Source organism: Verrucomicrobiota bacterium (assembly GCA_019247695.1).
GTDB lineage: Bacteria > Verrucomicrobiota > Verrucomicrobiia > Chthoniobacterales > JAFAMB01 > JAFBAP01.
The window spans coordinates 46,676-71,818 of record JAFBAP010000159.1 but is presented as its reverse complement, the minus strand read 5'-3'; the positions used below and the strand labels follow the sequence as shown (position 1 = coordinate 71,818).

Here is a 25,143-nt window from a genome sequence, read left to right as displayed (position 1 = left end):
GGTTTCAGCGATACTGGTGTCTGGCGGTAGAACATGCGTTTCACAAATCTGACCAAAGAGATCGAGATCGGGGCTAACTCCTATCACATCCAATTGGACGGCGCCGAACTGGTGCTCGATGCGGGCCTGCATCCCCGAAATGAGGGCGAGGCGGCGCTTCCCAATTACCGGTTCATTCCGGACCACGAGCTGGATGCGATCCTGATCACGCATGCCCATCAGGATCACATCGGGTCCCTGCCGGTACTGATGCGGCGCCAACCTCAGGCGCCGGTGTACATGACGGGGCCGACGGCCGCCCTCAGCGAGGCGATGCTGCACAACTCGGTCAACGTCATGTCACGCCAGCGAGAGGAGCTCGGCCTGGGCGTTTACCCTTTATTTACCCACCGTGAGACCGATCTATTCGCCCAGGCCTGGCAGAGCGTAGGGTTGCGCCAGCGCTGGAACCTGCAGGGCGAAAGGGTAACGGGCGACAATGGCGAGCTGACCTTCGAAATGTACCATGCCGGGCACATCCTCGGTTCTGCGGGCGTCATGCTCCGGTCGCAGGGCCGAAAGATCTTTTACACGGGCGACGTGAATTTTGCCGATCAAACGCTGATGCGAAAGGCGGAGTTTCCCGAGGAGCCGCTGGACGTTTTGATCGTCGAAACCACGCGCGGCGACCGCGCTCTGCCGCCGGCGTTCAATCGTCCGGCTGAGGAGGAACGGTTTCTGCAGGCGATCCTTGAGGCTTTTGAGCGCGGCGGGTCGGTGCTGGTGCCGGTCTTCGCTTTAGGTAAAACCCAGGAAGTGCTCACGATGCTGTTCGAGTTCCGGAATCGCGGGCTCCTTAAGCGCACACCGATCTACATCGGCGGGTTGAGCACGAAAATCACCGTCATCCACGACCAGTTGGCCAGCGTTGCCACCCGCCAGCACGTCGGCGTGCAACTGCTCGACACCCTCGCGCCTTACGTCCTGAGCGGACGGGAAGTCGGGACCACGCAGCTCGAACGCCAGCACATTTACGCGCTCTCCAGCGGGATGATGTCCGAAAAAACGCTTTCCAACCAGCTCGCCGCCAGGATTCTGTCCGACCCGAAGCAGTCCATCTTCTTCGTCGGCTACGCGGACCCGGAGTCACCCGGCGGCCGGTTGAAGGCGGGACAGCCGGAAGAACCGATCCGGCTCGACAACGAATTACCGGAACAACCGTTGATCTGTCGCGTGGAGGAATTTGATTTCAGCGCCCACTCTCCGCGGGAACAAATCCTGAATTATATCTGCCAGACCCGCCCGCAAACGGTGGTCCTGGTGCACGGCGGACCGGCGTCAATGTCATGGTTTGAAGCAGCGATCGCCGAAGCCTTACCCGGTACCCGCGTCGTGATCCCCGTCCCGGGGGAAACGTACGAGCTTTGAGGAAAATGGAAGAGAGGGGCGGGTAACGGGTAACGCGTAACGAATAGCGGGTGGAAGACCGCAAGCCGACGTTGTACCCGGTGGAGAGCGCCGCGCGTCAGCCCAGGAAGAACTGCTTCACCGCCGGTATGGAATCAACGCCATGCGCACGAGCCGTCGAAGTCACCCCTGAGCGGCATTTACTCGACCCGCCACCCGTTACCCGTTACTCGTTACGCGTTACCGCTTCTAGGAGGGGATGCTGACCTTGGCGTGTTTGGCGATGGCTTTCTTCGCAAACCGGGGTAAGACCACGATGACCGCCACGGTGGCGGCCACGCTGAGTCCCAGCAGCACGATCTGGCCCGCGTGATGGCCGGACTGACCGGAGGCAACCGCCTCGAGCCCGGCCTTGCTGGCGGCGCCGAGGTGGCAGAAAAGCAGGGTCGAAGGCAGGCCGCCGGCCAGCGTGGTTAACAGGTAAGCCTGGTACGGGATCCCCGTCAGCCCGTAAAGGTAATTGGCTAATCCGAAAGGGATCGGGCAGAGCCGGAGGAGGATAATGATCTTCCACCCTTCGCGCTCAATCGCGAGGTCGATGCTTTCGAACGTGGGGTGTTTTCGGAGTTGAGCGGCAACATCTTTTCTCAACAACCAGCGCGACAGAAAAAAACCGAGCGACGCCCCGAGCGCAATCCCGGACAGCCCGGCCGTTAGCCCGAGTCCGAACCCAAACACGGCCGAAGCGGCGATGATGAAAGGGCTGGCTGGAAGCATGCAGACGGAACCGACGGCAAGGAGCAAGGCAAAGCAGACAACCCCGGCCGCCCCCATTCGGCCCACGTGGTCACAAAAACCTTTCAGGACCGGGATAACTGGAAAATGGGCAGCCGCAACCACTAGTCCGGCTGCGACAATCGCGGCGATGGCGATCTTGACGCGGAAACTAGGCACAACCTGCAACCCTTGACCGAAAACAACGCCAGGTAAACTGCTTTTTACAGCTGCCGCGGCTGCTCCGAATACAAAGGAGGGCCGCTATTTCACCAGGTGCCCGTTCACCAGGCGAGTGAGCTCAAACATGTCCACCTGCTTTTTACCATTAAATACCGCTTCCAGCGCGGCATCAGCTTTGATGGTCTTTTTATCCTGAAGATTATTTTTCTTAATGTACTCCCAAAGTTTTTTGGTGAGTTCAGTTCGAGGCAAAGGATCTGATCCGACGATTTTGGCCAAAGCAGCGTCCGGCTGGACCGGTTTCATGAACGCGCTGTTCGCTTTACTTTCGTTAGGCATAGGCGCATTTAAGGTGCCCCGCGCGGGTAAAATCAACCCTAAATTCAGGCGACGCGCTCCCGGAAGGTTTCCCGCAATTGGGCCACGGTCTTGTGCAGGTCGAAATGCTGCTCAGCCAGACGGCGCGAATTTGTGCCGAAGGAAACTCTCCGGGCGGGATCTTCCGCCAGCAGCTGAATCGCCTGGGCCAGCCGGCTCGGGTTACGTTCCTCGACGAGCAGGCCGTTCCGGTCCGGCACCACCATTTCCGGGATGCCGGCCACCCAGGTGCTGACGACGGGCAAGCCGCTGGCCATCGCCTCGGCGATCACGGTCGGCAGGTTGTCGGAATCACGGTCGCGGTCGTGGACGGCCGGAAAGACGAAAATGCTGGCTTCGGCGAGCAGATCGGCGATTTCTCCTTGCGTCCGGGCGCCAACCAGTTGGACTCGCGGGCTAAGGCGTTCCCGTTCGATGTATTGGGCGAGGTGGTCGTGTTCGGGCCCTTCGCCGACGATCCGGCAGGAGAACGGTAAACCCGCCCGGTTGAGATCGCGGCAGGCTTGCAGCAGATAAATGAATCCCTTTTTTTCAATGAGCCGCCCGATGGCCAGTAGCCGGATGGGCGTCGCCTCCGGCCGGGCCGCGCGGAACCGCGACAGGTCCAGCCCGTTATAGATCCGCAGGATGCGGCCGGCGGCCTCCGGGACGCGGGCACGGAGGTAATCCGCCCCATAATTGCTGACGCTGACCACGAAGGCGGCGTCACGGATCAGAACCTCCATGGGCACGCGCTGGTCCGGTTTGGGCCGGAAAATGTCTTTCGCATGGGCGGTAAGGCTGTAAGGGATGCCGTGCAGCCGTTTGATCCACCAGGCGGTACGCGCGGCCAGGCTGGCAAAATGGACGTGGAGGTGGCCGATGCCGTGCCGGCGGAGGCGGCGGCCCAGGTAGAGGGCTTCGCGGTACCGGTTTTTGTCACGGGTGTCCCCCTCGGCATCCCAGTGCTGATGGTATTGGGGCGACAGAAGCCTGGCCTCGAGTTTGAACCTGAGCCGGTTGGTATCGGGCAGGTAACGCACGTCAAGATCCTGGAGCGGTAAATCACTGGGCGGCGGTTCCACCGGCCGCCGGATCGAATAAATCGGCACGGCCAACCCCTGGCGGGACAGTTCGAGCACTTCGCGGGCGCAAAATGTCTGCGTAAACGCTGGGAAACGTTCAAAAAGGTAGGCCAGAGACGGATTGCGTCCCGGCGCAGGGTCCGCGCCGGGCTGAACTTTCAGGTGAGGGCTGCGGGTAGGCATAAACGTCGAACGGCGTACCGGATCAAGGTGCCCGGGCCGGTACATACATAATATTATAAATAGGCATCAGGCCAGGGAAGCCGGTCTTGCCGTCCTTGAACGGGATAGGGCCTCCGGGAAGGGTGCGTTTGATTCCGACGCCGGCCGAGGCGCCGCAAAGTTTCGGCAGGCTTTCCACTTGCGTTGGAAAAACCTTGGAAAAAAATCGCAAAACGACTTGCCAGTAAGGTAGTCGATTGCTTTTATTCCCGAGTTCACCCTCTGGTCCGCCCTGCGCTAATTAAGCCCCAGGTGTCGTGTCGATACGTCTGGAGGGCAACTAAACTATGGGGATGGGAATATACTTTCTTGCGGAGCAGATCTCGGTAAACGCGACGCCGTTTTTTCCCAATCACGTCTGGTTTACCAATTCTTTGCTGGTCACGGTGATCGTCGCCGGGCTGCTGTTGGTCTGGGCACGATCCGCCACCGCCAGGATGGAATTGGTGCCGAGCGGCCATCAGAACGTTTTTGAAACCGTGGTCGAAGCGCTCTACACCACCTTCGAGGGGATCGTCGGGCGCCACATGATCGCGAAAACCTTTCCGCTGATCGCGACCCTGTTCGTTTTCATTCTCGCCGCGAACTGGTTCGGGCTGGTGCCCGGGGTCGGCACGATCGGTTTCGGTCCGCCTGCGCACGGGCCGCTTGCCCTGGAGGAGGTGCAGCGCCCCCTGTTGCGGCCCTCCAATGCGGACCTGAACATGACGCTGGGGATGGCGCTCTTCTTCATGATCTGGTGGGTCATTTGGACTATCAGCGAAGTGGGCGTGGTCGGTTTCCTGAAGGAGAACTTTGCCCCGAAGGGCGGCATGAAAGGCGCCATGTGGTTCGTGCTGCTGCCGCTCTTTATCTTCACGGGGATTATCGAGATCATCTCCATCATTTTCCGGCCGGTCTCGCTTTCCCTCCGGCTTTTCGGCAACATCTATGCGGGGGAGACGCTGCTTCATACGATGTCGGAGCTGGGCTCGGGCCTGCCCATCCCGTTGAACTGGATCACCAGCGTGCTTTTTCCGTTGCCTTTCTACTTTCTTGAGCTTCTGGTCGGAATTCTGCAGGCATTCGTTTTTGCGCTGCTCTGCGCGGTGTACATCCGGCTCTCCACCACCCATCCGGAGGGAGAAGGAGAAGGCGCGGGCGCGCACGGCCACTGAAAATTTCTCGCCGGGACCATCCGATGAGCGTGGGCGGCGAGAAGCAAAAAGAGACATCCTATGGTAGACATCCTCCATCCTATCTTGGCGGCTGCTGCAGATGCGGCTGCCGCCGGAGCCGGTGCGGCTCCTGGCCTTACGGGTAACCTTGGGGCAACCTTCCCGCTGGCCTTTGCCGGGGCCGGGGCCGGTATCGGCGTCGGTTTGGTCGGCCAGGGGGCGGCGCAGGCCGTCGGACGCAACCCGGGTGCCTTTAACAGCATCCTGGTGATCGCGATTATCGGTATGGCGCTCTCAGAGGCGATCGCGATTTACGCACTGATTATTGCGTTTACGAAGTAATGAACGAACGTTCAGTCTGGCTGCGGGGATCTGACCCCGCAGCCGGGCCTCGTTCATCGGTCGTCTGAGAGACAAGGGGAGAGCAGCAGAAGATGAATCCCGCTGAGAACATTGCCCAGATCTTTGGGATTTACTGGCCCAACCTCATTGCGCAGGTGGTTCTGTTTATACTCGTCTACCTCATCCTGCGCAGGTACGCCTTCAAGCCGATCGTGGATATGTTTGAAGAGCGCCGGCGACGCATTGAAGAGGGCCAGTTGAACGCTGAAAAGATCAAGCAGCAGCTGGCGGCGGCGCAGCAGCGCTATGAAGAAATTCTGGCCAAAGCCAGCGCAGAAGCGCAACGGTTGCTGGAGGATGTCCGCGTGAGCAGTGAACGGTTGGCCGAGCAAAAGCGCCAGGAAGCGATTGCCGAAGCGGAGCGGATCAACCAGAAGGCGCAGGAATCCATTCAATTGGAACGTGAACGGGTCATGGCGGAGGTCAGGCATGAGATCGGCCGTCTGGTCGTGGAAACAACCGAGAAAGTGACGGGCAAGGTGCTTACCCCGTCCGACCAGCAACGTTTAAACGAGGAAACCGCGCGCCAGTTGGCGGCCGTTTAAAGGCATGAGAGGCACCCGAGAGGCCCGCCGGCTTTCCCGGCACTTGCTTCGGCAAAGTTTTTCCGACGGAAAATTAGATAAGCAGAAAGTAACGCAAATGGTGCAAACCGTTATTAACGAGAAGCCACGCCAATACCTTGAAGTCCTCAAGGACTACCAGCGCCTGATTCGGCTGGAGGTCGAGAAACGCCACGCCGTGATCGAGAGCGCGACTCCGTTAAACCGTTCCCTGGGTGACCAGATCGTCAACACCTTACGTGCTCGTTACGGCGACGACGTAACCACGGAGTTCCGGACAAATCCTGAGTTGCTGGGCGGACTCCGCATCAAGATCGGAAACAACGTTTTGGATGGTTCGGTTCGTAACCGGCTCAACCGTTTGCAAGAGAAGTTCTAACCTTAAAGGCTTAAAGGAAAGAGACCAGATCATGAGCGCGTTTCTGGAGGAGTTGGAATCCACGATTGCGGGGCTGCAGACGGAGACGACCCGGACGAACGTCGGGACCGTGCGTGAGGTAGGGGATGGGGTCGCCAAAATCGAGGGGCTGAGCGATGTCATGCTCAACGAGATGCTTGAGTTCCCGGGCGGCCTGTACGGTCTCGCGTTGAACCTGGAAGAGACTGAGGTCGGCGCCATCCTGCTGGGCGAATACACCGAGATCACGGAGGGCATGGAGGTACGGACCACGGGCCGGCTGTTGTCGGTGCCGGTCGGCAAAGGTCTTCTGGGCCGGGTGGTCAACGCGCTGGGGCAGCCGATCGACGGCAAGGGACCGATCCGGGCAGAAGAGACTTACCCGGTCGAAAAGATTGCGCCCGGCATCATCAAACGCCAGAGCGTCACGGTCCCGGTACAGACGGGGATCATGGCCGTCGACGCGATGATTCCGATCGGTCGCGGCCAGCGTGAATTGATCATCGGCGACCGCGCCACGGGCAAGTCAACGGTGGCGCTCGACACGATCATCAGCCAGGCCAAGCTGAACCGCGAAGCCGAAGAAGGGCGCAACAAGAACCATAAGCCGCTCTACTGCATCTACGTGGCGGTCGGCCAGAAAAACATGTCGGTTGCCCGGACCATCGACACCCTCGATAAAGCGGGCGCATTGCCGTATACGATCATCGTTTCCGCTCCCGCGGCCGAGAGCGCGACGAACCAGTACCTCGCCCCTTACGCCGGGACGGCCATGGGCGAGTGGTTCATGAACAACGGCATGGACGCGCTCATTATTTATGACGACCTGACGAAGCACGCGGCCGCTTACCGCCAGGTCTCCCTGGTGCTGAGACGCCCGTCCGGCCGTGAGGCGTATCCGGGTGACGTGTTTTACCTGCACTCGCGCTTGCTGGAGCGCAGCGCGCGTCTGAGCGAGAAAGAAGGCGGCGGTTCCCTGACCGCGCTCCCCTTCATTGAGACCCAGGCGGGCGACGTGTCGGCTTACATTCCTACAAACGTCATCTCCATCACCGACGGCCAGATCTACCTGGAAACGGACCTGTTCTACCAAGGGGTGCGCCCGGCAATTTCGGTTGGTATCTCCGTGAGCCGGGTGGGATCGGCGGCGCAGATCAAAGCCATCAAACAGGTTGCCGGCACGACCAAGCTCGACCTGGCGCAATTCCGGGATCTCCAGGCGTTTGCCCAGTTCGGTTCGGATGTCGATCCGGGCACGCGCAAAAAGCTCGATCGGGGCCAGCGCATCGTCGAACTCTTCAAGCAAGGACAGCACGACCCGTTGCCCGTAGAGGTACAAGTGGTTCTGCTGTTTGCGATGCAGAAGGGCTATTTTGACGACGTCGCGGTGGACAAGGTGCGGGATTGCAAAACCAAGCTGCGGGACTTCTTCCAGACACGCCAGGAAGGCATCCTGAAGCAGATCGTCGACAAACGGGCGATCGACAAGGAGCTTGAAGGCGCCCTGCATGCCGCGATCAAGGATTTCAAAACCTTTTACCGGCCTTAGGCGAGGCTGAGTTCATGCCTAGTACCCTCGATATTCGCCGCCGGATCCGTTCGGTCAAAAACACGGCGCAGATCACCAAAGCCATGCAGATGGTGGCGGCGGCCAAGATGCGCCGTGCCCAGGCAGCGGCCGTGGCGGGCCATCCCTACAACGACGTGCTTACACGTGTCCTCGCCTCCGTGCGCCAGAGGGTGGATCCGAGGAGCCATGCCTTGCTGGAGATCCGTCCGGTGCGCAGGGAATTGATCGTTGTTTTCAGCACGGACAAGGGTCTGTGCGGTGCCCTGAACACCAACCTGTTCCGGGAACTGATCAACGTCGACCCGCAGAGCTCGATCTACGCAACCGCAGGCCGGAAGGGGTCACAATTCCTCGCACGGACCCGGCGCCAGTTAATCGCCGAATTCCAGCTCGGCGAGCAGCCGCAATTCGCCAAAGTTCGGGCCGTCGGCCGGTTTTGCATGGACAAGTTCACGGGGCATGAAGTCGACCAGGTCCGGGTCCTCTACCCGCGCTTCGTCAACACGCTCACCCAGCAACCGGTGCTCCGGACGTTGCTGCCGATCCCGATGGAGACACCGGGCCAGGGCGGGGCAAACACCGCGCCGGCAGACCAGGTGGTCGAGTTCGAACCGAGCGAAGCCGAGGTTTTGTCCTTCGTTTTACCTCACTACGTCAACTTCCAGCTGTTTCAGATCGCCTTGGACCTGAGGGCTTCTGAGCATAGCGCGCGGATGGTGGCGATGAAGAACGCAACCGATAACGCCAAACAGCTCGTCAAGGATCTTACGTTGGAGTACAACAAAGCACGGCAGGCAAGCATCACGACGGAACTCCTTGAGATCACGACGGCGCAGCTTGCCCTCCAGTAGGAAAGTTTTCTTTTATGAATCAAGGAACCATCGTCCGGGTGGTCGGTCCCGTTGTAGACGCAGATTTCAGCGGCGCTCCCGAATTGCCCAAGATTTTTGATGCCCTGACGGTTGAATACCCGTTGGATGGCCAGACCAACAAACTGGTCCTCGAGGTCCAGCAGAACGTCGGCGACCATTGGGTCCGCGCCATCGCGATGTCGTCAACGGAAGGGTTGAAACGCGGCATGCCCATCTACGATACGGGTGCGCCCATTTCGGTACCGGTTGGTGAGGGAGTGCTGGGCCGGGTCCTGAACGTCATTGGGGAGCCGGTCGACGAGCGGGGCCCCATCCAGTTCGAACAGCGTTTCCCGATCCATCGGCCTGCGCCCTCGTTACTTGACCAGGACACCAGCGCCAGCATCCTCGAGACCGGGATCAAGGTCATCGACCTGATTTGCCCGTTCACCAAGGGCGGCAAGGTCGGCGCCTTCGGAGGCGCCGGCGTCGGCAAGACGGTCGTGATCATGGAGTTGATCAACAACATCGCCAAGGGGCACGGCGGCTACTCGGTCTTTGCCGGCGTGGGTGAACGCACCCGGGAAGGCAACGACCTCTACCACGAAATGTCCGAATCGGGCGTCATCAACCAGAAAGATCTGTCCCAGTCCAAGGTTGCGCTGGTTTACGGTCAGATGAATGAGCCGCCCGGGGCGCGGCTCCGGGTGGCGTTGACCGGCCTGGCGGTTGCGGAGTACTTCCGTGACGAAAAGGGCCAGGACGTGCTGCTCTTCATTGACAACATCTTCCGCTTTTCTCAGGCCGGTTCCGAGGTCTCGGCACTGCTCGGCCGGACGCCTTCGGCGGTCGGTTATCAGCCCACGCTGGCCTCAGAGATGGGCGAATTGCAGGAGCGGATTACGTCAACGAAAAAGGGCTCCATTACGTCCTTTCAGGCCGTGTACGTGCCGGCTGACGACCTTACCGATCCCGCCCCGGCTAATACGTTTGCGCACCTGGATTCCACGATCGTGCTGGAACGATCGATCGCCGAACTGGGCATCTATCCCGCTGTGGATCCGCTGGCGTCCACCTCGAAGGCGCTCGCCCCGGAAATCGTGGGCGAAGAGCATTACCAGATTGCCCGCGGCGTTCAGCGCGTATTGCAACGTTATAAGGATCTCCAGGACATCATCGCGATTCTGGGCATGGATGAACTGAACCCGGACGACAAGCTGACCGTGTACCGCGCGCGCAAGATCCAGCGGTTCCTGAGCCAGCCGTTCCACGTGGCGGAGGTGTTTACCGGTAAGCCCGGAAAATACGTCAGCGTCGCGGAGACCATCCGAGGATTCAAGGAAATCCTGGACGGGAAGCACGACGATGTGCCCGAGCAGAATTTCTACATGAAGGGTGGCATCGACGAAATCCACGCGGCCGAAGAGTAAGCTTTTATGGCTACCGTGCGACTCGAAGTGGTTACTCCGGAGGAGCGCATCTACTCCGACGATGTGGACATGGTGGTGATCCCGGCAGCAGAAGGTGAGATGGGCGTGCTGGCGGGTCACGTGCCGACCGTGGCAGGGTTGCTGCCCGGAGCGTTACGCATCACCAAGGCGGGACGCACTTCCGAGCTGCTGGTGGGAAACGGCTTCGTCGAGGTGACGCACACGACGGTTTCCGTACTGACCGACATGGCGCTGGAGGAAGGGGGGATTGACGAACAGGCGGCAGAGGAAGCGGTCCGGCGCGCCGAGGCCGCCCTGAAGGAGCGGCCCGCGGACGCCGATACCCGGGAAGATGAGGAAGCCCTGCTGCGGCGCTCGCTGGCCCAGTTGCAATTCAAACGTCGTCGCCGCGGCCAGAGCCCTGCCGCGTCCACCGCTCTCGGCGGTGGCGAGCACACCGGCGGTGGTTAACCGGCCGTAACGGGTACCTCGTAACGGGTAACGGGTAACGGTTAACCGGCGATTCGCCGGGACCGGTTACCTGGTTGCTACCCGTTACCGGTATCCCCCAGATTGCGCTCGATGGAACCGCCTTCATTCATCCGTTTCAGCACCAGGATAAACCGCCGCTGGAGGCGGGGACTCGGATGCAACGGATTCCAGCCCCGGGGAAAAGGCAGCAGCGCTGCCAGCATTGCCCCCTGAGCGCGGGTCAACCGATCCGCATTTACCCCATAATACCGTTCCGCGGCCGCCTGGATCCCATAAATTCCGTCGCCGAGTTCGATCACGTTTACGTACAGTTCGAGGATCCTTTCCTTCGTCAGAAGGCGTTCCATCAGGAACGTGTAGTACGCTTCGATTCCCTTGCGCAGCCATGAGCGGCTTTGCCACAGAAAGAGGGATCGAGCGCATTGCATGCTGATCGTCGAGACGCCTCGTACCGGCTGATTTTTTGCCTTGGCCTGGGCCATGGCCTGCTCCATCTCGATCCAATCAAAGCCGTCGTGCTTGAAAAAGCGGCTGTCCTCCATTTGCCAGACCCCTTTGAGGAAGTTGTCTGAAACCGAGTGCAGCGGCACCCAGCGGTAGTCGATGCCGGCCCGGTACGGAGACCCAAGCCAGCGTTCGACTTGGCGTTGGATCATCACCGTCGTGACCGGGGGATCCCAAAATCGCACGACCGCCACCTCGGCCATGGGCACCGTCAGGAGCAATGCCGTCACCGTCACGAGCCAGATGAAGACCCGGCGTCCCCAGTTTGGCGCTTTGACCGGTCTTGCCGTCATAACCTGACCGGGAAACTAGGTCTCGAAGCGGATAGTCACCGACCGGCCGTGGGCGTCCAATTGCTCGACCTCGCTGAACCGGCGCAACGTCTCAGCCGATCTTTCCAGCGCTGCGCGGTCATAGCACACCAGACTCGTCCGGCGCTGGAACTGGTCGACCGTAAGCCCGCCGAATGATTTGGCGGCCCCGCCCGTCGGCAGCGTATGGCTCGGTCCCGCCATGAAGTCGCCTGCGACCACCGGGGAAAAATGGCCGAGGAAAATAGCGCCTGCCGTAACGATTCGTGCCGCGAGTTCACTCGCATTTTCCATCACCAGGGACAGGTGTTCCGGCGCAAACGCGTTTGCGACCTGGATGGCTTGGATCGGGTCGCGGGCGATCACGACCGACGCATTCTCTTTTAAAACCTGCTGTAGATACGTCTGCCGCTGCAATCGGCCAAGCTGACGCTCGATGACCCCCGGCAATTTCGCCGCCAGGGCAGTGTCCGTGGTGACCAGACAAATCACGCTTCCAGGACCATGTTCGGCCTGGGCGAGCAGATCCGCAGCCACAAATTCGACGTTAGCCGTATGGTCCGCGAGCACCAGAATCTCACTCGGTCCGGGTAGAAGGTCGACGCTTACATACCCGAACACCTGCCGTTTCGCCTCCGTCACATAGGCGTTCCCCGGGCCGAATACTTTCAGGACGCGCCGGATGCTTTGCGTTCCGAACGCCAGTGCGGCGATCGCCTGAGCCCCACCCACCTTGTAGATTTCCGTCGCCCCGGACAGGCTGATGGCGGACAGCAGGTTGCCGTCGATCATTCCCTCGCGGTTCGGCGGCGATGTGACCACGATTTCCGGCACCTCCATCGCAGTGGCCAGGCACACGTTCATGATCGCTGAAGAAACCAGGGGCGCCGTCCCTGCAGGGATGTAAATGCCCACCCGCTGAAACGGATCGAAACGCTCACCCACCGTAGCGCCCTGAAGATTCTCCGCCAGCCAGTCGGTCCGCCGGCTCCGAAGCGCGAATTCGCGTACGTTCGTGCCGGCCGCCTCAAACGCCTCCTTCACCTGCGGATCCAGGTGCCCCATGGCAGATCGGATTTCTGCTTCCGTCACCCGCAGGCCCGTGGCCGCGAGGTCCACGTGATCGAACTGCTGCGAAAACCGCTGCAACGCGGCATCGCCGTCGCGGCGAACTTCCGCCAGGATCCCGGCCACGCTGGACGCGAGTGCCGGTGAGGGCGTGTAGCGACGATCAAATTGGTCTTCCCGGCAGCCAGCGGGGTCATTGCGTAAATCGATAACCTTCATGTGGGCGCCCCACTCTGCGCCAGGCGCGTTCCACCCGCAAGGCGCCTCAAAAGGGGATGTAAACGCGGCCGTTTCCATTGCGCCATCCCCAGACTTGTTTATCGTGCTGACTTGGACAGCAGACCTGACAGCGTTTACCGGTTTCCTACGGGCCTGTTGACCCGTATCGGAGCGGCCGTTGACGTGATCCGGATCAATTCTCTGGCCGTGAGGAGCCACGCTGCCCGGCGGTATTGGGTTAAGGAGCGCAACCTGGGAAGCCGGTGGGTGATCAATGGTGCAAACGCCTTCTTTCGGCTCGTGCGCAACCCTGTATTCGTTTTCTCAAACGTGGCGGCCTGGCAGAATTGGGAAGTGCACTGCTTCAGCCTCCTGAACGGGGATCGTTTCGCCGCTTTTCCAGTCGGCAATGCGGTCTGGTTGGACGCCCTTCCGGGCGAAGACCTTGCGTTGTTGGCCAAGCAGTCGCGTCTGCAACCCGTCCACCTGGCGGCGGCCGGGGCGGAATTCCGTCGCATGCACGAACTCTGGTCACCAGAGTTCAACGCAAAATGGTCGCATGGGGATCCGCACCTTGGGAACGTTATCTTCGACTGCGACACCGGCCGTGGGCGGATCATCGATTTTGAGACGACGCACTTCCGTGACGTGTCACCTGAGCAAAGGCACGCAGATGACTTGAAGGTGTTCTTACTTGACCTCCTCGGACGCAGCGCCGACGGCGAATGGCCGGACAACGCCTCTGGTTTTTTGAACGCTTATGGCCGGACCTGCGTGCTGGACCATTTACGGCGCATTTTTGTCATGCCTTCCGGGGCGGAACGGCTATGGTGGGCGATTCGGACGAGTTACCTGCCCGGAGTCTTACTGCGGCGCCGTGTGACCGAGTTGCAATCAGTGATCCCGTGAAGGTCAACCTTTCCCCGACTCCGGCGCCGGTACCGCGTCCGTGCCCAGATGAAGAAAACCATTACCCGAACTTTTCAGGCCATCTTCACGATCGGCATTCTCGTCTGGGTTTTTCATGATCCGACCAAGCGCGCACAAATGGCGGCTGCCTTTACCAAGGCCGACCCGTCGTGGATGCTGATCGGTCTGCCCATCGCCTTCGCCGGCGAGATTGCCAACATCATGCGGTGGCGGATCCTCCTGCGGGTACAAGGCATGTACTTGAGCTGGGGCCGTTCCTTCCTGCTCTTTTTCGTCGGACTGTTCTTTAACCTTTTCATGCCCGGTTACACCGGCGGCGACTTTGCACGGTTGTACTACCTGATGCGCGAGTTTCCCGACCGGAAAAAACAAGCGGTGCTGACCATCGTCATGGACCGTCTGATCGGGATCGTAGCCCTGGTTCTGACGGCCGCCGCGACCACCTTTCTCCGCTGGGACTGGCTCCGGCAAACGCCTAAATCTTCCGTCCTGCTCTGGACCCTGGTCGTGATGCTGATCGGGTTCACCGTCATGCTGGTCGGCTCGTTTACCCTGAGCGGGTTGAAGGTCGCCGAGCGATTGCCCCACCATTTTCCATTCCGCGAGCGAATCGTGGAAACGTCCGAGGCTTACCACGAGTTTGCCCGGGCCAAGCTTTCGACCTCGTACGCGCTCCTGCTTTCGTTTCCGGTTCTCTTCTCCTTCTACGGAGCCTTCTATTGTTCCGCACAGGCGGTTCACGCCAGCGTCTCGCCGCTTGATATGTTCAGCATCATGCCGATCGTGACGATCATCATCTCGCTGCCTATCACCCCGAGCGGCGTCGGCTTCCGTGAATCCCTTATCGAAATTCTGCTCCGGGATCTCTGCGGTGTTCCGACACAGCTGGGCGTACTGGTTTCGCTGCTCGGCTTCGCCTTTTTCGTGCTGTTCGGCCTGGTCGGCGGCATCGCTTACCTGTTCTATTCACCCAAAACGCGCCCCGGCTGGCGCGAGATGGAAACCGAGGTCGAACGCGCGCACGAGTTCACAGACTCATAGAAAATGCCACAAATGACGGAACGGTGTCGGGTGCCGAGTGCCGGGTGTCGGGTGTCGGTCACACGGCGGGTTTGGCGGGCACGACGCAAGAGTTCACACGGCGACCACGGCGGGCCACGGCGACCACGGCGGGAAGAAGGGGGGGAAAGAGTTCGGAGTTCGGAGTTCGGAGTTCGGGGTTCGGAGCGGAAGAGAATGCCACAAATGCCACAAGCGGAAAAATGCCACAAATGAAGAGGCGCCGGGCGGCATGGCTTCCCACCGTGGTCGCCGTGTTCCGTCGTGGCGCCGTGTGAACTCGTACGTTGCGGCTGCCGTGTGCCCTTAATCCGTGTCAATCTGTGTAATCTGTGGATGTTTTCTCTTTTCTGCGTTGTCTGCGTGTTCTGCGGATGATTCTGTTTTCTCTCCGTGGCCACTGTGTGACTTTAATCTGTGGATGCCTTCCGTAATATGAATTTTCTCCTTGGCCATTCTCCTGACCCCGACGACGCGTTCATGTTCTACGCGTTGGCTCAGCACAAGATCGACGCTCGCGGGCACCAGTTCGAACACATCCTGCAGGACATCGAAACGCTGAATCAGCGGGCGCTCAGAGGAGAGCTTCACATCTCAGCGGTCTCCATTCACGCGTACGCTTACCTGGCCGACAAGTACGCCCTTTTGCCATGCGGGGCGAGCATGGGCGATGGGTACGGCCCGATGCTGGTCACCCTGCAGGATCGGCCACCGGGCGACGACGAAGCGGTTTGCGGTTGGGTCCGGCAACGCACCATCGCGGTGCCCGGCCTTAAGACCAGCGCCTATCTGGCGCTGCGGCTGTTTGCCGGGGAGGTCAGGACCGTGGTCGTTCCGTTTGATCAGATTTTCGCGTACGTGCAGGCGGGCAAGGCCGATGCGGGCCTCATCATCCATGAAGGGCAGCTCACCTATGCCGACGAAGGATTCGCGCTGGTGCGCGACCTGGGCGCCTGGTGGAAAGAGCGCACCGGCATGCCTTTGCCGCTAGGGGGAAATGTCATCCGCAAGGATATTCCCCCGGATGTGTGCAGGGAGGTATCCGGCATTCTCAAGGAGAGCATCAGGTACGGTCTCGAGCATCGCCGGGCCGGTGTGGAACACTCGATGCCTCTGGCGCGAGGGTTGGATCTGGCCAAGGCGGACCGGTTTATCGGCATGTACGTCAACGATTTTACCATCGACTATGGCGATACCGGACGCGCTGCCATTCGTGAGTTTCTCGGCCAGGCCGTTGCCCGGAAGCTCATCCCGCACGTCGTCGAGCCGGAATTTGTCGAGTAGCGCTTTTTACCGGCGGGACTGCAAACGTTTGAGGGACTGCCAACAAAAAAGGCCGGCTTGCGCCGGCCTTTTTTGAATCAAATCACGTGGTGCCGATCCCTGCGATCAGCGGCGGAACAGCACGTTCGGAACCGCGTGTTGTTCCGGAGGACATGGCGCGTTCAGCGGCACGTCCGTCGGCCTTGAATCGCTCTGGATGAGCCCCTGGGTCACCAGGTATTCCTCCACCTCTTCACCGCTGATGTCGGGCAGCATGATGCCGTTGATCTCGACGCAGGGCGAAAGGGGCTGACCGCTCTTCTGTTCCATTTCCCAACGAAAAGCGGGATTCTTAATGATGTCTTTTTCTTCGTAGGGCAGGTCGTACTTTTTCAGGACTGCGCGGACGCCATTGCTCCATCCGCAAACGGTCTTGAGGTACGCAACGATGTGCGGTTTTTCCATAAAAAAATTCTATCGGGATTCGCCGTCTTGTTTGTCTGGTTATTTCTTACGATCGCCCGGCCGGTACTCTTCTTCAGCCGCCTGGAACGCCTGCTCCAAGCCGACCATGTCCTCACCAGGGCGCAAGCTGTCGAAAGCTTCCGTTTCCCGACGGAGTTCATCGTCGGAGTAATGGGCTGCCTTGATCGAGAGACCGATGCGACGCTCGTTTTTATCAACCTTGATCACGCGGGCTTCCACTTCCTGGCCCACCTTGAGCACATCCTTGACCTTCGCGACGTGTTCCTCGCTCAGTTGCGAGATGTGCACCAGACCATCGATATCATCCTGCAGCTGCACGAAGGCGCCGAAGCTGGCCAGCTTGGTTACCTTGCCGTGCACGAGGTCACCGATCTTGTACTTCTGATCGATTTCCTTCCACGGATCAGACTCGAGTTGCTTGATGCCAAGGCTGATGCGCTGATTGACCTTGTCGATGTCCAGGACCACCGCTTCAACCTCATCGTTCTTCTTCAGAACTTCACTGGGATGATTGATTTTGCGGGTCCAACTCAGGTCGGACACGTGGATCATGCCATCGATGCCCTCTTCAAGTTCCACAAAGGCGCCGTACGCAGTCATGTTGCGGATCTTGCCGCGTACGCGGGAGCCGATGACGTACTTGTGCTCAATCTCATCCCACGGGTTGGGCTCGAGTTGGCGGACGCCGAGCGAGATTTTTTGTTCTTCCTTGTTGACCCCGAGCACCACCGCCTCGATTTCCTGTCCCTGAGTCAGGACATCCGACGGACGCGTGACCCGTTTCGTCCAGGAAAGTTCAGACACGTGGATCAGACCTTCCACGCCCTCCTCAATTTCGACAAACGCGCCGTAAGGGACGAGGTTGGTGACCCGGCCACGGACTTTGGCTCCGACGGGGAACCGTTCCTCGATCTTATCCCAAGGATTGCGCTGAGTCTGCTTAAGGCCGAGCGAGACGCGCTCTTTTTCCCGATTGATGTCAAGCACCACCACCTCGACTTCCTGACCGATCTTGAGCAACTCGCTCGGGTGGGTCAGGCGACCCCAGGTCATGTCGGTGATGTGCAACAGGCCGTCCATACCGTCCAGGTCAATGAACGCACCGAAATCCGTCAGGTTCTTGACCGTACCCCGGACGGTGTCGCCGACTTTTACGGTCTCAAGGAACCGGGCACGTTTCTCGGCGCGCTCCTGTTCGATGATTTCGCGCCGGCTCAGCACGACGTTCTTTCGTTCGTCGTTGATCTTAACGATTTTGAAATCGTACGTGTTACCGACAAACTGCTGTAAATCTTTGGGCGGAACGATGTCAATCTGAGAACCGGGGAGAAAGGCTTCAACACCGATGTTGACCGTAAGGCCGCCTTTGACAACCGCACGGACCTTGCCCTTGATCAGGCCATCGCCCTCAAAAACCTTGACAATCTTGTCCCAGTTCTGCTTGTGGGCGGCCTTCTCTTTGGAAAGAACAACCATCCCATCTTCGTTTTCGAGCTTCTCGAGCAGCACTTCGACCTCATCACCGACCTCGACCTCGTTGATATCATCAAATTCCGACGCGGGTATCACACCCTCGGACTTATAGCCGATGTCGACGAGGACCTCGCGAGGCCGCACTTCCAGTACGCGCCCCTTTACAATGCTGCCTTCCTTGTAATCGCGCAGGGACTTCGCGATTAGCTCCTGCATTTCTGTCATAAAAATATTAAAACGACCAACAAACCACGGTTGCCAAATTAGCCCGAGCCCGGGTCGCCATCTCGTGGCGGCCTTTACGGAACCAGGGGACCAGAAATTTAGTCATAAATAACCTCGGAGCAAGCGGTTTAGGGATTTTTCACTTGACGTAAAAACGTAATAAATCCCACAAGCGGAACACGGATTAAAGGAAAGGCGGGTGTGGCGGCCACGACGACTGTGGTTCACACGGTCACACGGCGGGCACAACGACTGAGTTCACACGGCGAACACGGCGAGCCACGGCGAACACGGCGGGAAGACAAAGTTACCCGGCAGCCGACGTGCGGCCCCGAATTCGGCTCCCGGCAAAGACGGCGTAGATTCTCGGCGTGCCTGACCAGCCCGCCCTCCCTGCTGGCTTTCCTCTTCCCGCCGTGGCTCGCCGTGTTCGCCGTGTGAACTCTTACGTCGTGCCCGCCAAACCCGCTGTGCCCGCCGTGTGACGAAAGAAAAGGCGGCCTTGTGAGGCCGCCTCGCAGTAAACCGGATGGCATTATCTTTATTTCATCAAAAGGACCGAACGCGCCCGCTTGATTTCGCGGGTGATCTTCCGGTGCAGGTGAGCCGGCATGCCGGTAACCCGGCGGGGCAGGATTTTGCCGCTCTCGGTGACGAATTTCCGCAACAGATCGGGATTTTTGTAATCGATGGCTTCAACCGAGATGTCGATCCGCCGGCGCGGCATGGCGCGATTGGCACGGCGGAAGTTCGAGCGGCGCTTGGCGTTTTTAGGCTCCATGATGGATGGCTACTTACTTTATCTCTCGATGCAGGGTATGCCGGCGCAAGAAAGGGTTATACTTCCTTTTCTCCAACCGCCCCGGGGTGTTCGGGCTCTTCTTGTTACGGGTCGTCACGTAACGGGAGGCCGGCTTCCCCTCCGCCTTGGCCTCGGTGCATTCCAAGATAATGATATCTCTGGGCATAACGTCTAGTCCTTGGTCTCCGTAATGGTGTCCTCTTCCTCACCTTCGCCGACTTCCTCTTCAGTTAAGCCGAAAAGTGACGTCACCGGTTGCCGGACCCGGGTTGCCTTGCGCTGCTTCTCAATCTGGGCCTGGCATTCCACGGTAAACCGGGCAAACGGAATCGCTTCCAGACGAGCTTCCGGGATCTGTTTACCGGACATCTCGCAGGTGCCGTAAGTTCCCGCGTCGATGCGCTTCAGGGCTTCTTCAATTTCGTACAACGCGTCCTGCTCTTGCGACAGCAGGCTGAGCGCAAAATCGCGGTCATAAGCGTCGCTGCCGGCATCGGCCTGGTGCATCCCGAAAGCCGAGGCCTCACTTCCTTCGGCCCGCGCGCGCAGGATATCGCCTGACACTCCCGCCATCGAATCCAGCAGGCTGTCACGGAGTTGCAGGAGACGCGCCTTTTGCTGGCGCAGAAAAGGGGAGACGTTTTCATCGCCGTTTGGGGCGGGGGTTACAGCTTCTGGGGCAACGTCCACCCTCTCCGCCTCATGGCCATTTAAGGGCGTGGTGGTATCTTTTTTATTCGCTTTCGATTTCGCCATACTATAACTACCAAAGGCTGCTAATAGGTTTCTCCCCCCGGAAGAGGGCGAACATATAATCGTAATCAATCATGGGTGCAAGGGGAAACGTGGGGGTAGGGGTAACCTTTTCGGGTGACGCTGAGATAGGCATGCATTTCCTGGTTTTCGGAGGGAACGGACTGAAATTAAATGCTTAAGCCGGCCCGCTGCCGGTAACTCAAACATCGTCTATCCATGGACGGCAGGATGCATGGCCGTTTCACGAACTGGCACTTGAGTAACGCCGCAGGGCGACGGTCCAAAGAACCCGGGACAGCATCACCATCAAGGCCGAGGCCACGACCAGGTGCAGGGCGAGCGGCCACGGTGTGGAGGTAGCGTTCATCAGCAAGCGGGCAGGCACGTTGGTCACCACGATGACCGGCAAGACCCAACTGAAAATGAATTTAACGGCGCCTTTGAAGACCGCGTCCGGGTAGCGCGCGAGGCTGATCATATTATAATAGCCGTAAATCAGGCCCTGGGTTCTCGTGATCCAGAAACTCATCGTCGCCAGGCCGAACATGACCGCGTAATGGACGCTGACGCCGAGGCAAAGCGTGACTACATACAGCAGCACCTGGCCCGGACCGGGTACCAGATGAAGCCGGGCCAGCGAATAGACCACGACGGCCACGCCGGCCCCGGCATTTACAAGGCTGTCCAACCCGAATTGGCGGGCCGAGACCAGAAACTGGCCGTCTGCAGGCTGGAGTAAGACAAAATCAAGCTTGCCCGTACGCACCAGTTCCGGCAGGTTCACGAGGTTAGGATAGAAAAACGCCTGAAAAATCTGGCTCACGATCTGGTGGGTTCCGACCAGAAGCACCATTTGCCATTTCGTCCAGTCGCCAAGAGCGCTGACCTGGCCGTAGATGACCTCGATGAAGGCCAGTTGGCCGACAAACCATAACGCCTCCACGGCCAGCCACAGGACAAAGTTCAGCTTGAAACTCATCTCGCGGATGAGCGAGTTCCGCAGCATGACCCCGTAGATCTGGAGGTATTCGTAAACGCGCTGCATGGGGGAAGCGCAGGCTGCGGCTCGATCCGGCGGGCGCAGGCGTCTCCGGGCCGGGGGCCATCGGAAATGCCTGCTCATGACGCCGATTCCGGGCGCGGTGTGCCGCCGCCGGGCCCGCCGGCCACGCGCCGCGTGAGCCTCACAGCCTCACAAGGTCCGGCAAAATTCTTCGAAGCGGTCCAGGCCCTTTTTGATGATGTCCAGGCTGGTCGCGTAACTCAGGCGCACGGTGCGATCGTCGCCGAACGCGATTCCCGGTACCACGGCGACGCTGGCTTTGCTCAGCAGCCGGTCCGCAAAGTTCTGGGAATTCAATCCGAGTTTCTGGATGTTGACCAGAATGTAAAACGCACCGGAAGGCCGGACGAAGCTCACGTTGGGGATTTTGCTTAACCGTTCAATCATGTACTCACGGCGCAGGTTAAATTCGTCGCGCATGTCGACGACCGGTTGCTGGTCCCCCTTCAGAGCCGCCAACCCGCCCTTTTGGGCAAAAGAACACGGGTTGGAAGTGACGTGGCTCTGGATCGAGTCGACCGCCTTCGCGATCGGTTCCGGCGCAGCCAGGTAACCCAAACGCCATCCGGTCATCGCATACGATTTGCTGAAGCCGTTCACCGTGATGGTGAGATTATAAAATTCCGTGCCCAGCGACCCGATACTGTGATGCTGCGCGTCGTCGTACACGAGTTTCTCATAGATCTCGTCGGACAGGATAAGGATCTCCTCTTCAACCGCGACGGACCCAAGCGCTTCCAGTTCATCGCGGGAATAGACCACCCCCGTCGGGTTGCCGGGGCTGTTGAGAATGATCATTTTTGTCCGCGGCGTCATTGCGTTCTCGAACTCTTCGGCGGTGATCTTCCAGCCATTTTCCTCACTGGTGGAGACAAACACGGGTTCGGCGCCGGCGAGGCGCACCATTTCCGGGTAGCTGAGCCAGTACGGGGCAGGGATGATGACCTCGTCGCCCGGCTGGCAGGTGGCCAGGACGGCATTGTAGCACGAGTGTTTGGCCCCGCAGCTCAGGATGACCTGTGACGGTTTGTAATCCAGGTGATTATCGGTCAAGAGTTTGTCCGCGACGGCCTGACGAAGTTCGGGAATGCCTGAACTAGGGGTGTACTTGGTAAAGCCGGCTTCCAGCGAGGCAATAGCCGCTGCCTTGATGTGTTCGGGCGTGTCAAAATCCGGTTCTCCCGCACCAAAGCTGCACACATCGATGCCCTCCGCTTTCATCGCTTTTGCTTTGCTGTCGACCGAAAGCGTAAGCGAGGGCGTAAGACTTGTGGCTCGTGAAGAGAGTTGCATAAAATGGACTTACGAGTATATGTGCCAACCTTGGTTTTCAACCAAGGAAATGCCCCAAGACGGAGAATGCCACGAATGAAGGCCCGCCCTTTAATCGTACATTCTTGAGCGCGTCACGCATCGGCAGTCAGAGACTTGGTGCCGGCAGCGGGTCCCCGGCGGCAAGCGTTCGGTTGTTTTGGCGTTCTTGATTTTTACCACGTTCCGCCCTTCGACGTGTGGCGTTGAGTTAGGGCCGAAACGACGCTGAGGGAAGCCAGGCATCTGTGGCATCCTCTGTTCACCGAAATTCCAGCGTTCCCCATTTGCCGCGGAGCCGTGCGGACCGGGATGTGGCGCCGAGGCGGCCGAAGGCGGCCTGCACATCGCCGATCTGCGCGCGCAGGATGCCTGAAACGATCAGGATGCCGCCCGGCTTCACCGCGGCCCAGACCTTGCGGGCTGCCTGCACCAGAACTTCGGAGTAGACGTTGGCGGCGACCACGTCATACGGCTCCGGCGACGTGAACTCGAAGAGGTCCGCCCTGAAAAAGCGCGCTTTCAGGGGCCGGTTTAAGCTCGCGTTTTCGCGAGCGATGCGAACGGCCGCAGCGTCGAGGTCAAAGCCCGCTGCCTGGCGGGCGCCGAGTTTGGCCGCCGCGAGCGCCAGGATGCCCGTGCCGCAGCCGATGTCCAGGAAGGACCAGCCGGCCGGCAGAGAACCGGCCCGGTCGCACAGCAAGCGCAGGCACGTGGCAGTCGTGGCGTGGTCGCCGGTGCCAAACGCCATTCCGGCCGGAATGTACAAGGCTTTTTCATTCCCGGCCCTGGCTTCGGGCGGCGGCTCGGTATTATACACCAGGAGCCGCCCCCGGATTGAGATCGGCCGGTGCTGCACCACGGAACGAGCCCAGTCCGCATTCGACGCGGCCAGATCCCGGATTTCTCCGCCGAACTGCCCGCACAACGCGGTCGCTTCGGCCTCGGTCAGCGCGAAGATTTCCAGCCGGGCGCTGCGGCCAGTTTCGGTGATGACCAGGCGTTCCGAGCCGAAAGCGTCGCCGAGGCGTTGCGCCCAGCCTTCCACGCGGCTCGGGCTTGTTATTTTCCGCCAGGCGCGCATTGGATATTCCTTGCCTAGGAGGTCTCGAGTTTCTAGAAGAAGACGCCGCAATGATCCATCATCTCGTTTTGTACAAACTGAAGCCGGAGGTTACGCCTCAACAGCTTGAGGAGATGATGATGCACACCCGCATTCAGCTGTTGAAAATTCCGGTTGCCTTGAACGTCCGGTGCGGCCGGCGGATCGACCCGAAGAACGAATGGCCATTCTTCGTGGCCGTGGAGTTCGACTCAAAAGAGAAGATGTCGATCTTCAAAGAAGATCCCATTTACATCAAGTTCATCGAGGAGATCGTCAAGCGGAACACCTCCGAATTACTGGTGCTCGATTACGAGACGGATCCGAAACGCAAATACGCCTGAAGACGTTCGCAGACGAAATCGATCTCCGGCTGCGCGATGCTGAAGGGCGGGGTAAAGCTCAAGACATTGCGGGCGGGGCCGCCTCCCAGCAGCAGCACGCCATCGCGCAGGGCCCGCATCACGATCCGGCCGGTCAGCGAAGGGTCAGGGGAACCGTCGTTTTGAATGAGTTCCAATCCCAGCATCAGGCCCAGGCCCCGCGCATGCCCGATGGCAGGACTCTCCAACCGGCGTAACCGCTCCAGAAAATAACGTCCCAGTTCCCGTACCCGGCGGGGGAGTTCCGGCACGAGGTGCAGGGCGACCGAGGCCAGCGCCATCGCGCAACCGACCGGGTTGCCCAGGAAAGTGCTGGTATGCAGGGCTTCACCCGCCGATTTTGGCCACGCCTCCATGATTTCGGCGCGCCCGATGCAGGCCGATAACGGGAACCCGGACGTTAAACCTTTGCCGATGCAGATCAGGTCAGGGTAGGTCTGGAACCGGTCGGCGGCAAACAATGCGCCGGTACGATTGAACCCGGTGTAGATCTCATCGAAAACGAGCAGGATCTTGTAAGTATCGCAAAGGTGCCGGAGCAAGCGCAGGAAATCCAGCGGCGGGATGACTTCTCCGCCGCGTCCCTGGCACGGTTCGACCACGATGCAGCCGACGGGACGTTGCCGGATGATCTTGACGAGCTGTTCCTCGATTTGCTGCAGGCAGGAGGTGGCGCAATTCGGGAACTGGCTTCCCTCAAGGCGATGACCTTCGGCCCGGCCGAACGGGCAACGAAAACAATTCGGGTAGGGGACGCGGGCGGTGAACTCGCGCAGGTGTTCCCTGAACGGGTCACGAAACCAAGCGATCCCGATGGCATCCAAGGCCCCGTAACCCAGCCCGTGGTAAGCGCCGGTAAAGGCGATGACGCCCGGCTTTCGGCTGTGCAGGAGCGAGGTTTTGAGCGCCACCTCGACCGCTTCGAAGCCGGAGTTGGTCAGGGTGACTTTTCCGAAGCCCAAACCCCAGCGTTCAAAGGTGATCCGGCTCAGATTCCGGCAGAGGTCCGCCTTAAGCGCGGCAGGGTGGACGTCGCCCATGGCGTGGTAGAGCCGTTGCGCCTGGTCATGGGCGGCTTGAACGATCTCCGGACAGGCGTGGCCGTGGCCCGCAACGGCGAACCCGGCCGTCAGGTCAAGGTAACGGTTCCCATCCGCATCCCAGACGTTAACGCCCCTCCCGCGTTCCCAAAAAACCGGGAACTCGTCGCTGAGGAAGGTGACGTTCCGGTTTTCGTAACGCGCCAGCGTTTCCGCCAGGCGCTTCGATTCGGGACCGGGAGGAGGGACGATAACGTGGGGGAGCATGATTGGGGAATT

At 59.8% G+C, this 25,143-nt stretch carries 27 protein-coding genes; 13 read left to right on the top strand and 14 right to left on the bottom strand.

The window, feature by feature from the left end:
* Nucleotides 1-33 precede the first annotated feature (33 nt).
* Nucleotides 34-1,407: an MBL fold metallo-hydrolase gene (locus JO015_19195; protein ID MBW0001225.1), complete on the top strand. Its 1,374-nt coding sequence runs from the start codon at nucleotides 34-36 to the stop codon at nucleotides 1,405-1,407.
* A gap of 228 nt (nucleotides 1,408-1,635) precedes the next feature.
* Here the strand turns inward: JO015_19195 and JO015_19190 are convergent, their stop codons facing one another.
* The 3 genes from JO015_19190 to JO015_19180 form a co-directional block, all read right to left on the bottom strand.
* The gene (locus JO015_19190) at nucleotides 1,636-2,340 is read right to left on the bottom strand and encodes a VTT domain-containing protein (protein MBW0001224.1); all 705 of its coding nucleotides are present in this window, start codon (nucleotides 2,338-2,340) and stop codon (nucleotides 1,636-1,638) included.
* Nucleotides 2,341-2,424: 84 nt separating this feature from the next.
* On the bottom strand, nucleotides 2,425-2,649 hold the full coding sequence (locus tag JO015_19185) for an SWIB/MDM2 domain-containing protein (GenBank protein MBW0001223.1): 225 nt from the start codon (nucleotides 2,647-2,649) through the stop codon (nucleotides 2,425-2,427).
* A gap of 77 nt (nucleotides 2,650-2,726) precedes the next feature.
* Nucleotides 2,727-3,968 (bottom strand): glycosyltransferase family 4 protein, encoded by a 1,242-nt coding sequence (locus JO015_19180; GenBank protein MBW0001222.1) that lies wholly within the window; start codon nucleotides 3,966-3,968, stop codon nucleotides 2,727-2,729.
* Nucleotides 3,969-4,300: 332 nt separating this feature from the next.
* On the opposite strand from JO015_19180, the gene atpB reads away from it, so the two are divergent.
* The 8 genes from atpB to atpC all read left to right on the top strand — a co-directional run bounded on the left by atpB (nucleotide 4,301) and on the right by atpC (nucleotide 10,848).
* Nucleotides 4,301-5,164 (top strand): F0F1 ATP synthase subunit A, encoded by an 864-nt coding sequence (atpB, locus tag JO015_19175; protein MBW0001221.1) that lies wholly within the window; start codon nucleotides 4,301-4,303, stop codon nucleotides 5,162-5,164.
* A 60-nt stretch (nucleotides 5,165-5,224) separates the two neighbouring features.
* Complete coding sequence (locus JO015_19170; protein MBW0001220.1) at nucleotides 5,225-5,506, top strand: hypothetical protein; 282 nt, start codon at nucleotides 5,225-5,227, stop codon at nucleotides 5,504-5,506.
* A gap of 92 nt (nucleotides 5,507-5,598) precedes the next feature.
* Nucleotides 5,599-6,111 (top strand): F0F1 ATP synthase subunit B, encoded by a 513-nt coding sequence (gene atpF, locus JO015_19165; GenBank protein ID MBW0001219.1) that lies wholly within the window; start codon nucleotides 5,599-5,601, stop codon nucleotides 6,109-6,111.
* A gap of 4 nt (nucleotides 6,112-6,115) precedes the next feature.
* Nucleotides 6,116-6,508 (top strand): F0F1 ATP synthase subunit delta, encoded by a 393-nt coding sequence (locus tag JO015_19160; GenBank protein ID MBW0001218.1) that lies wholly within the window; start codon nucleotides 6,116-6,118, stop codon nucleotides 6,506-6,508.
* A gap of 31 nt (nucleotides 6,509-6,539) precedes the next feature.
* On the top strand, nucleotides 6,540-8,075 hold the full coding sequence (locus tag JO015_19155) for a F0F1 ATP synthase subunit alpha (GenBank protein ID MBW0001217.1): 1,536 nt from the start codon (nucleotides 6,540-6,542) through the stop codon (nucleotides 8,073-8,075).
* A gap of 14 nt (nucleotides 8,076-8,089) precedes the next feature.
* Nucleotides 8,090-8,947: an ATP synthase F1 subunit gamma gene (gene atpG / locus JO015_19150; GenBank protein ID MBW0001216.1), complete on the top strand. Its 858-nt coding sequence runs from the start codon at nucleotides 8,090-8,092 to the stop codon at nucleotides 8,945-8,947.
* A gap of 14 nt (nucleotides 8,948-8,961) precedes the next feature.
* Nucleotides 8,962-10,377 carry a F0F1 ATP synthase subunit beta gene (gene atpD / locus JO015_19145; protein ID MBW0001215.1) on the top strand — a complete coding sequence of 472 codons (1,416 nt, stop codon included), beginning with the start codon at nucleotides 8,962-8,964 and terminating at the stop codon, nucleotides 10,375-10,377.
* 6 nt (nucleotides 10,378-10,383) lie between these two features.
* Entirely contained in the window at nucleotides 10,384-10,848 is a 465-nt protein-coding gene (atpC, locus tag JO015_19140; GenBank protein ID MBW0001214.1) for an ATP synthase F1 subunit epsilon, read from the top strand.
* A gap of 77 nt (nucleotides 10,849-10,925) precedes the next feature.
* Here the strand turns inward: atpC and mtgA are convergent, their stop codons facing one another.
* Both mtgA and hisD read right to left on the bottom strand, forming a co-directional pair.
* Entirely contained in the window at nucleotides 10,926-11,666 is a 741-nt protein-coding gene (mtgA, locus tag JO015_19135) for a monofunctional biosynthetic peptidoglycan transglycosylase (protein ID MBW0001213.1), read from the bottom strand.
* Nucleotides 11,667-11,681: 15 nt separating this feature from the next.
* A complete protein-coding gene (gene hisD, locus JO015_19130; GenBank protein ID MBW0001212.1) occupies nucleotides 11,682-12,971 on the bottom strand; it encodes a histidinol dehydrogenase in 1,290 nt (429 codons plus the stop codon).
* A 111-nt stretch (nucleotides 12,972-13,082) separates the two neighbouring features.
* On the opposite strand from hisD, the gene JO015_19125 reads away from it, so the two are divergent.
* The 3 genes from JO015_19125 (at nucleotide 13,083) to JO015_19115 (ending at nucleotide 16,244) form a co-directional block, all read left to right on the top strand.
* Nucleotides 13,083-13,880, top strand: coding sequence for a phosphotransferase (locus JO015_19125; GenBank protein MBW0001211.1), 798 nt, complete (start codon nucleotides 13,083-13,085; stop codon nucleotides 13,878-13,880).
* 48 nt (nucleotides 13,881-13,928) lie between these two features.
* A complete protein-coding gene (locus JO015_19120) occupies nucleotides 13,929-14,942 on the top strand; it encodes a flippase-like domain-containing protein (GenBank protein ID MBW0001210.1) in 1,014 nt (337 codons plus the stop codon).
* Between the two features lie 453 nt (nucleotides 14,943-15,395).
* Nucleotides 15,396-16,244 (top strand): ABC transporter substrate-binding protein, encoded by an 849-nt coding sequence (locus JO015_19115; GenBank protein ID MBW0001209.1) that lies wholly within the window; start codon nucleotides 15,396-15,398, stop codon nucleotides 16,242-16,244.
* 105 nt (nucleotides 16,245-16,349) lie between these two features.
* On the opposite strand, the gene JO015_19110 is transcribed toward JO015_19115, so the two are convergent.
* The 8 genes from JO015_19110 to JO015_19075 all read right to left on the bottom strand — a co-directional run bounded on the left by JO015_19110 (nucleotide 16,350) and on the right by JO015_19075 (nucleotide 23,423).
* Entirely contained in the window at nucleotides 16,350-16,688 is a 339-nt protein-coding gene (locus JO015_19110; protein MBW0001208.1) for a glutaredoxin, read from the bottom strand.
* A gap of 39 nt (nucleotides 16,689-16,727) precedes the next feature.
* Nucleotides 16,728-18,398, bottom strand: a complete 1,671-nt coding sequence (locus JO015_19105; protein ID MBW0001207.1) for a 30S ribosomal protein S1 — start codon at nucleotides 18,396-18,398, stop codon at nucleotides 16,728-16,730.
* A gap of 550 nt (nucleotides 18,399-18,948) precedes the next feature.
* Entirely contained in the window at nucleotides 18,949-19,188 is a 240-nt protein-coding gene (gene rpsR, locus JO015_19100) for a 30S ribosomal protein S18 (GenBank protein MBW0001206.1), read from the bottom strand.
* 13 nt (nucleotides 19,189-19,201) lie between these two features.
* Nucleotides 19,202-19,375 (bottom strand): 50S ribosomal protein L33, encoded by a 174-nt coding sequence (rpmG, locus tag JO015_19095; protein ID MBW0001205.1) that lies wholly within the window; start codon nucleotides 19,373-19,375, stop codon nucleotides 19,202-19,204.
* Nucleotides 19,376-19,380: 5 nt separating this feature from the next.
* Nucleotides 19,381-19,965, bottom strand: coding sequence for a TraR/DksA C4-type zinc finger protein (locus JO015_19090; GenBank protein ID MBW0001204.1), 585 nt, complete (start codon nucleotides 19,963-19,965; stop codon nucleotides 19,381-19,383).
* 241 nt (nucleotides 19,966-20,206) lie between these two features.
* On the bottom strand, nucleotides 20,207-21,010 hold the full coding sequence (locus JO015_19085; protein MBW0001203.1) for an ABC-2 family transporter protein: 804 nt from the start codon (nucleotides 21,008-21,010) through the stop codon (nucleotides 20,207-20,209).
* A 147-nt stretch (nucleotides 21,011-21,157) separates the two neighbouring features.
* Entirely contained in the window at nucleotides 21,158-22,321 is a 1,164-nt protein-coding gene (locus JO015_19080; protein ID MBW0001202.1) for a pyridoxal phosphate-dependent aminotransferase, read from the bottom strand.
* Between the two features lie 280 nt (nucleotides 22,322-22,601).
* Nucleotides 22,602-23,423, bottom strand: a complete 822-nt coding sequence (locus JO015_19075) for a 50S ribosomal protein L11 methyltransferase (GenBank protein MBW0001201.1) — start codon at nucleotides 23,421-23,423, stop codon at nucleotides 22,602-22,604.
* 50 nt (nucleotides 23,424-23,473) lie between these two features.
* On the opposite strand from JO015_19075, the gene JO015_19070 reads away from it, so the two are divergent.
* Nucleotides 23,474-23,785 carry a Dabb family protein gene (locus JO015_19070; GenBank protein MBW0001200.1) on the top strand — a complete coding sequence of 104 codons (312 nt, stop codon included), beginning with the start codon at nucleotides 23,474-23,476 and terminating at the stop codon, nucleotides 23,783-23,785.
* Here JO015_19070 and JO015_19065 read toward each other — a convergent pair.
* Entirely contained in the window at nucleotides 23,752-25,131 is a 1,380-nt protein-coding gene (locus tag JO015_19065) for an aspartate aminotransferase family protein (protein ID MBW0001199.1), read from the bottom strand. The two genes, JO015_19070 and JO015_19065, sit on opposite strands and share 34 nt — an antisense overlap.
* Nucleotides 25,132-25,143: the final 12 nt, after the last annotated feature.